Origin of the sequence: Bradyrhizobium manausense (genome assembly GCF_001440035.1) — a bacterium.
GTDB lineage: Bacteria > Pseudomonadota > Alphaproteobacteria > Rhizobiales > Xanthobacteraceae > Bradyrhizobium > Bradyrhizobium manausense.
Genome location: NZ_LJYG01000029.1, coordinates 59,390 through 66,758, shown reverse-complemented (window position 1 = coordinate 66,758; position 7,369 = coordinate 59,390). Strand labels below are relative to the sequence as shown.

The 7,369-nt window shown below is 58.3% G+C and carries 5 protein-coding genes and 1 pseudogene; 4 read left to right on the top strand and 2 right to left on the bottom strand.

What is annotated here, in order from left to right:
- The 4 genes and pseudogenes from groEL to AOQ71_RS42775 form a co-directional block, all read left to right on the top strand.
- The coding region (gene groEL / locus AOQ71_RS06675) for a chaperonin GroEL (RefSeq protein ID WP_157083408.1) at positions 1-1,050 on the top strand (1,050 nt) is incomplete at its 5' end.
- Positions 1,051-1,486: 436 nt separating this feature from the next.
- Positions 1,487-1,678, top strand: a complete 192-nt coding sequence (locus AOQ71_RS06670) for a hypothetical protein (RefSeq protein ID WP_057743441.1) — start codon at positions 1,487-1,489, stop codon at positions 1,676-1,678.
- Between the two features lie 747 nt (positions 1,679-2,425).
- The gene (gene aepX, locus AOQ71_RS06665) at positions 2,426-3,283 is read left to right on the top strand and encodes a phosphoenolpyruvate mutase (RefSeq protein WP_057743438.1); all 858 of its coding nucleotides are present in this window, start codon (positions 2,426-2,428) and stop codon (positions 3,281-3,283) included.
- An 821-nt stretch (positions 3,284-4,104) separates the two neighbouring features.
- Positions 4,105-4,335: pseudogene (locus AOQ71_RS42775) on the top strand (sugar phosphate nucleotidyltransferase); the annotation flags it as partial.
- Between the two features lie 499 nt (positions 4,336-4,834).
- Here AOQ71_RS42775 and sctV read toward each other — a convergent pair.
- Entirely contained in the window at positions 4,835-6,943 is a 2,109-nt protein-coding gene (gene sctV / locus AOQ71_RS06655; protein ID WP_057743432.1) for a type III secretion system export apparatus subunit SctV, read from the bottom strand.
- Positions 6,924-7,367 carry a type III secretion apparatus assembly chaperone SctY gene (sctY, locus tag AOQ71_RS06650; RefSeq protein WP_057743429.1) on the bottom strand — a complete coding sequence of 148 codons (444 nt, stop codon included), beginning with the start codon at positions 7,365-7,367 and terminating at the stop codon, positions 6,924-6,926. Before sctY ends, sctV begins: the two co-directional genes overlap by 20 nt.
- Positions 7,368-7,369: the final 2 nt, after the last annotated feature.

Genomic DNA, 7,369 nt, shown 5'->3' with positions numbered 1-7,369 from the left:
TCGCCCTACTTCGTCACCAACGCCGACAAGATGCGCGTTGAGATGGACGACGCCTACATCCTCATCAACGAGAAGAAGCTCTCCTCGCTGAACGAATTGCTGCCGCTGCTCGAGGCCGTGGTGCAGTCCGGCAAGCCGCTGGTCATCGTCGCCGAAGACGTCGAAGGCGAAGCGCTCGCCACCCTCGTCGTGAACCGCCTCCGCGGCGGCCTGAAGGTCGCGGCCGTCAAGGCCCCGGGCTTCGGCGATCGCCGCAAGGCCATGCTGCAGGACATCGCGATCCTGACCGGCGGCCAGGCCATCTCGGAAGATCTCGGCATCAAGCTCGAAAACGTCACGCTCAACATGCTCGGTCGCGCCAAGAAAGTGATGATCGACAAGGAGAACACCACGATCGTCAACGGCGCCGGCAAGAAGACCGACATCGAGGCGCGCGTGGCGCAGATCAAGGCGCAGATCGAGGAGACCACCTCGGACTACGACCGCGAGAAGCTCCAGGAGCGTCTTGCCAAACTCGCGGGCGGCGTCGCGGTGATCCGCGTCGGCGGCGCGACCGAGGTCGAGGTGAAGGAGCGCAAGGATCGCGTTGATGACGCGATGCATGCGACCCGCGCGGCGGTGGAGGAAGGCATTCTGCCGGGCGGCGGCGTCGCCCTGCTCCGCGCCACCGAAGCGCTCAAGGGCCTGCGCACCAAGAACGACGACCAGAAGACCGGCGTCGAGATCGTGCGCAAGGCGCTGTCCTGGCCGGCTCGCCAGATCGCGATCAACGCCGGTGAAGACGGCTCGGTGATCGTCGGCAAGATCCTGGAGAAGGATCAGTACGCCTACGGCTTCGACTCGCAGACCGGCGAGTACGGCAACCTCGTCACCAAGGGCATCATCGACCCGACCAAGGTCGTGCGCACCGCGATCCAGAACGCCTCCTCCGTGGCGGCGCTGCTGATCACCACCGAGGCCATGGTCGCCGAGCTGCCGAAGAAGGCAGCTGCCGCCCCCGCGATGCCTCCTGGCGGCGGCATGGGTGGTATGGGTGGCATGGACTTCTAAAGCCGACGCTCCCAACGAAATGCGAAACCCCGGCAGCAATGCCGGGGTTTTGTTTGCTCGCCTCCTTCCTTTCCGGCGTTGCTTCTATCGTTTGAGCTGTTTTAACTAAGATCGTTTCCCGCGCCTCGCCGGCCTGCAAGAATAGTGACCTCCGATTCCGCGCAGCTATAACAACTTTCACTGCAAATCCATGAGGCCGGCGAACAACGATCCCATCGAAATGAAGGTTTACGCGCGAAGCCATTACTGAGGGGCATCATCTCTCGAGGGACTGCTGTATTTTCGACGCGCCTGCTCTATCGCACGACGGCCGGCCAGGAGATCCTTTGCAGGCAAGCGCGTGACCCCCCATATATTCCGGAGGTGCAAGCTGTGGCTCGTTTGCACTAGGCGCGGATCTGGAAGGCCGCTAGAGATCATCGTAAGCGAGGGGGCGATGAGCGACGTAGGATATCAGGTGTATTCGAAAAACGGCAACGGTGCCATCGTGGTTGTCGCCTCCTCCGCAAAGCAAGCTCTCGCCAAGGCCAATGAGCTCGCCGAATCTGGGAACGAGGTCTTGATCAAGGACCTTGCCGGCAAGGTCCTCGACACGGCTGTGATCGTTGAACTCGCTGCGCGCGAATAGATTTTCCCGGCGCCGGATGTTTTGGGGTCGGGTCTCTTTTTCCTTGCCCAGCTCGGTGGTGTAGGAACGACCAGACACCTACGGGGGACCTAACCTCACTATTGCAAATCAGCTGATGGTCATGAAGCTCTTAAAGGACCGCTCGTTAGCGGCTCGTCATCAGGCCGCTGTCCTTGCCCGCTGGTTGGATGTCGTCGGCAGCAAGCCCTTTCTGTTCAGGGCGCCGCTCAGGGCATAGGAGGCCGGTTGGCGGCCATGCTTCCATCCCAATTCGACGATATGTGTGAAGTCTTCCGCATGTGGGAAGTCCTCCGCCGTCAGGTTGACCTGTGGGGCGCAACTGCGCTGGCAGGTCCAACGGCTCGAAGCCGCGCTGGACCGGCTAGGCTTCGGTCGCTCAAGATGGCGGGCCAAGGATGGCTCGGCGCTCGCAGACTGCGATAGCGACATTTACTGCGCCCTCCCAAATTCCATCCCCCTCGATTTCTTGATTTGAAGGCGGAGGTCTCCGGGCAATCAACCTCGACAGACGGCGCTGGAACGCCGGATAAATTTCTGCGCAACAATCTTCGACAAGGTCAACTACCAACTATCGCAATTGATGTCGATAACAGAAACATGTCACCTTCCACTGATGAGCGTCGGCCGACCAACCGCAGCCGGCAAGGCATCGGTATGCAAAACCAATCACAGCAAACTGTTCCCGTTGGTGTCTCTGATTCGCGCGCTGACTCCTCACGAACTGAAATGCTGCGCGCTGAAATCTGCGCCAGCAGCGAACTCTCCTTCCTCATGGAGGCGCATGATGCGCTTTCCGCCGCGATTGCCGAGAGCGTAGGTTTCAAAGGTCTCTGGGCGTCAGGCCTGTCGATTGCCAGCTCTCTCGGCTACCGCGATGCCAACGAGGCGTCATGGAGCCAACTTGTTGACGTCGTTGAGCGGATCGTGGACTCGACCACACTGCCTGTTCTGGTTGACGGCGATGGCGGCTTCGGGAATTTCAACAACGCTCGTCTTCTGGCATGTAAACTTCGTCAACGCGGCGCTGCTGGAATTGCCTTGGAAGACAGCTGCTTTCCGAAAGCGAACTCTCTTATTGGTGAGCGGCATCCCCTCGTCGATATCGACGAATTCTCTGGCCGTCTGCGTGCAGTGAGGGATACGGTCGGGCAAGATCTGGTCCTCGTAGCCCGGATCGAGTCGCTGATCGCCGGCCACGGGATGGACGATGCAATTTCGCGCGCTCATTCTTACGCAAATGCCGGTGCCGATGCGATCCTCATTCACTCACGAAAGAGTACCGCGGACGAGATCTTTTCGTTCGCGAACGTATGGCAGAACAGGTTGCCAGTTGTGATCGTTCCAACGAAATACTATCAAACGCCGGCCTCGGCGTACCGAAGAGCCCACGTCTCTACGGTGATCTGGGCCAACCATGCCATGCGAGCTGCAATTGCGGCAATGCGGCGGGTCTGCCACCGCATCTTCACTGAGGAGAACACTGCCAGCATTGAGCCGAGTATTGCGTCGCTCGACGAGGTCTTCGAACTCTTGAGGTACGATGAACTCGCCCGTGCCGAAGCGCGCTATCTTCGCCTCTCCTGACTGAGTGTAATAACTTCTCACCCACGCCTCCATCGTACTCATTCTCGGAGGATCATCGCCATGCAACTGGTTGCCTTTCAACACACTCAATGCACTTGTCGAGGATACACAGGTTTCCACTCCATCGCGTTTGCGATCGACCACCGGGACAGCTCTTACCCGACCGATTTATCGATTGGCGCAATATCTCGATCCGATCTTCCCATCTCAACGACCATCCTGTGACTTACGAGGCCTTCAGGCTCATTCCTCTCTTGAAACGCCAACGCGGACGATGATCCGTGTTTCCTAAGATGTAGGGTCCGTGTTTCAAATGGCCCGTAGCCCCGCCGCCCAGACAACCAGGAGCGATATCATGGATCGGAGGAGAGCGCTTGTGCTGGCGCAACGGGTAGCTTTTATCAACTCGTCGCGCGCCGTCATGACGGGGGCAGTGTTGCCAGCCTAGTTGGCGCCACTGGCAAGGAAATCATCGATCTGGCTTCGCGAGAGATTAGGAGCGAGCTTGTGCCATGGCGCGCGGGCTTTCGGTCCTTTCAGAGCTAAGCGATTTGCAACAGTCCGCCAACGGAGACTACCGATGATCCGGCGCCGGCGATGTATGCCAATGTCGCAATAATTTCGGGCACAGTCTTCGCGCCCCCTCGGAGTCCACTCTCCTACGGCGACGATCTCGAATTATTTACCCGAGCTCAGCGGCGGACTGACAGCAACTCTGTACAGGTGGAACTGAATTCCTAGGCCGGTATGTGCCGGCTTTTTCTAAAGACCAACGACTTGGGAGTGAGGACTCGATGTTGAGCAAAGACTATGGAGCTAATATGACCGCCAATTCGCCCAAGAACGCCGTTATCCTGGCTGCCGGTTTTGGCTCCCGCTTGCGACCGCTGACTGATCTGCGGCCCAAACCGCTTGTCGAGGTCATTGGAACGTCGATAATCCATGACGCTCTGCGAAATCTGGAAGCGGTCGGTGTGGAAAAGGTCACAGTTGTCGTCGGCTACCGCAAGGATGCTATTCAATATGCCTGCGGCATCCGCTTTGGCGAGCTCGCGTTCGCATCGAGCGTCACCGAATTGTCAATTTGTCACCCGCTTGTGCTGCCGCAATTGCTTGTCGATACTGTGCTTGTGTCTCACCATATCTTCTCCGGGATAAGAATTTGTCTTCGGCGCGTGGGATCGCCTCGAGACACCGGCAAGAGGTTGACGAGTATCTCAAGCCGCTAATGCGGGGCTTTAGCGGCGAGACGGTCTACAGCGATCGACGTTCCGCGGTTTTCTGCCTCAGCGCGTCGCGCAAAGCCTCTAGTCAGAATTCCGGCCGATCGCGCGATCGATGCGTTCACGCATAGCGGGATCGATATCTTTGGCGCCAAGCAATTGTGGCGACGGCGTCTCCTGCACTTGAAGAGCAGGTCTATCCCAGCTGGCGCAACCTCCAAGCCCCAGAATGGCGAGGAGAGCCGAGCACGAGAGCGGCCAAAATGAACGCAGGCGCGTTTGGGCGTTTTTCCGACGTGAATTCATACGACCCTTCTCAAATCGAGTGCTAAGCCGGTGAGTCGGCTGTCGTGAGCATGTTGCGAAGTTGCTCCGAGGGAGCCTTGTCCTTCGCAGCTGTCAATGTGATCGATCCAACGGGCTGGATTGTGAAGTCCGGGGCAAGGTCCTGATAGGATAGAACAGCAAGATCGATCCCATTGCGGGTGAGGAAACCGCGGACAAAACGTCGTACGTCCATCGAAGCAAGGATAACTGGTTGGGTCTGACCTGGAACTCTGTTCGAATTGATCTGACGCATCTTTGACAGCAGCGCTTCGCTTTGCCCCTCCGTCAAGACCAGGTAGGGCCCTTTGGCCGTTTCGCGCACCGCGCTGCGCACGATCTCCTCAGTTTGACGCTCGATGATAAACACGGGCACGACACGGTGCGCGTTGGCATAGCGGTGGCAGATCTGGCGTTTCAAACCGGAGCGAACATATTCCGTGAGCAAGACGGTGTTTTGTTCTCGTCCACTCCATTCGGCCAATGCTTCCAAAACCAGCCGGGTATTTCGGATCGGAATTCCCTCGTCCAAAAGGCGCCGCAGGACATCGGCGACCTTAGGAATCGGGGTCGTACGCAAAACCTCCTTCACCAGATCGGAATACTCCGCCTCCATTCGGGCCAGCAATTGGCGCGTCTCCTGGATACCCACCAAGCACTGTGCATAGCGGGTCAACGCCGAATGGACCCGCAAGGCCAGAATTTCAACGGGACGGCGGTGCCCGATGCCGGCTGCCTTGAGAGCCGGTGCATTGCTTTGTTCGATCCAGATTTTGTCCGTCTCCGGGTCATGCCGGAACGGGATGCCGCTGAGTTCAATGTTGGCCACATCATCGTTGAGCGCGAGCTGCGTCGGATCTATTAAATCCTGGTCGACCGGCACGCCCTCGACATCCACCCTGAACTGTGAGTTTGGCAAGCGCTCGTCGACCTCGACGGGGATGCGCGGTATCGTGATGCCCAGATCAGCTGAGACCAATCCCGAAACGCGCGCAATGTGCTGTTGCAATTCGTCTTTGTCGATCGACTGTATCAGACTTGGTGTGAGGTACAACGCGATTGGAAGAGCCTCCGCAGGCACGGTTTGCTTGGGAGGCTGAGCGGTGGCCGGGCTGGAGACATCAGCGCCTTTCTTAGCGCTGTGAATCACACCGTCGGCAAAGCTCGCTGCCACAAAGACCGCGGCTAAAACGAAGAAGACGGGGAGCGGGAAACCCGGAATCGCCCCCATTACAACCAGGACGCAGGCAGCCAGTCGCAATGCGTGAGGATTGGCCGTGAGCTGGTTGACGATATCGGTACCAAGATTGAGCTTGGCAACGCCATTGACGCGAGTAATGATCGTTCCGGCTGTAATCGAGAGCAGGAGCGAGGGAATCTGCGAAATGAGCGCATCACCTATCGTCAGCAGGGTATATTGTTGGAGCGCCTCGGCGAAAGTCATGCCCTTGGAGAGCAGGCCAATGGTGACCCCACCCAGCATATTGATGCAGATAACCACCAACCCTGCGATGGCATCGCCCTTCACGAATTTCATGGCGCCGTCCATGGCCCCATAAAGCTGGCTTTCTTTCTCCAATGTCGCGCGCCGGCTGCGGGCCTCGTCCTGATCGATATGGCCATTGCGCAGCTCCGCATCGATTCCCATTTGCTTGCCGGGCAGAGCATCGAGCGTGAAGCGCGCCGCCACCTCCGCCACCCGTTCAGCGCCCTTGGCGACGACGATGAATTGCACCATGGTCACGACCAAGAATATGACGATGCCGACGACGATATTTCCCGATATGACGAAGTCACCGAACGTGTGAATGATGCTGCCAGCATCCCCCTCGGCCAAGATTAGTCGCGTCGTCGAGATGGTGAGCGCCAGACGGAATACTGTCGAGATCAGAATGACGCTCGGCAAGGACGAGAACTCAAGCGGCGTGCTGATATAGAGCGCAACCATCAACAGCAGTATGGCGAAGCCCAGATTGAAGCCAATGAGCGTATCGATCGCTACTATCGGGATCGGCATGATCATCATGCTGATCGTTAGAAGCAGCATCAACGCGACCATCAAATCGGAGTTGGCCGACGCGCGCACAATGATGTCACGCAGGACGTTGGTCATGGAGCCCTTCTGATCGTTGGTCGTTAAGAACCGTGCCGGCACGCAGCGAAACATAGTTTTGGAAAGCCGCGCGCGCCTCGTCCATGCGGCCGGCCCGCCGCAAGGCATGGCTACGTAAAAGCATCAACGGGATGCGCGAGGACGGATCGTCATCGAGTGTGTCAAGTCTATCCAAGATCGGCAGCGCTTCGTCGCCGAGACCCTCCGAGATGAGAGCGTAGGCGAGAATCCGTAGCAAATCGACGTCTTGGGAGTCGTTGCCGACGATGAGCCGCAACAGAGCTACGCATTGTGCGCCCTGCCCGCATGCAAGATGAAGATAGGAAAGGGCGCAGAGCAAATCGCGCGCCTGCCCGGAGCTCAGCGAGACGTTACCGGATTTCGAAACCTCTGTTGTCGGATGCGCTCCATCGGAGATGACCATGC

Bases quoted from the DNA above. Each gene is read 5' to 3' on its own strand.
- AOQ71_RS06670 (WP_057743441.1), top strand. From the start codon at position 1,487: ATGAGCGACGTAGGATATCAGGTGTATTCGAAAAACGGCAACGGTGCC.
- aepX (WP_057743438.1), top strand. From the start codon at position 2,426: ATGCTGCGCGCTGAAATCTGCGCCAGCAGCGAACTCTCCTTCCTCATG.
- sctV (WP_057743432.1), bottom strand. From the start codon at position 6,943: ATGACCAACGTCCTGCGTGACATCATTGTGCGCGCGTCGGCCAACTCC.
- sctY (WP_057743429.1), bottom strand. From the start codon at position 7,367: ATGGTCATCTCCGATGGAGCGCATCCGACAACAGAGGTTTCGAAATCC.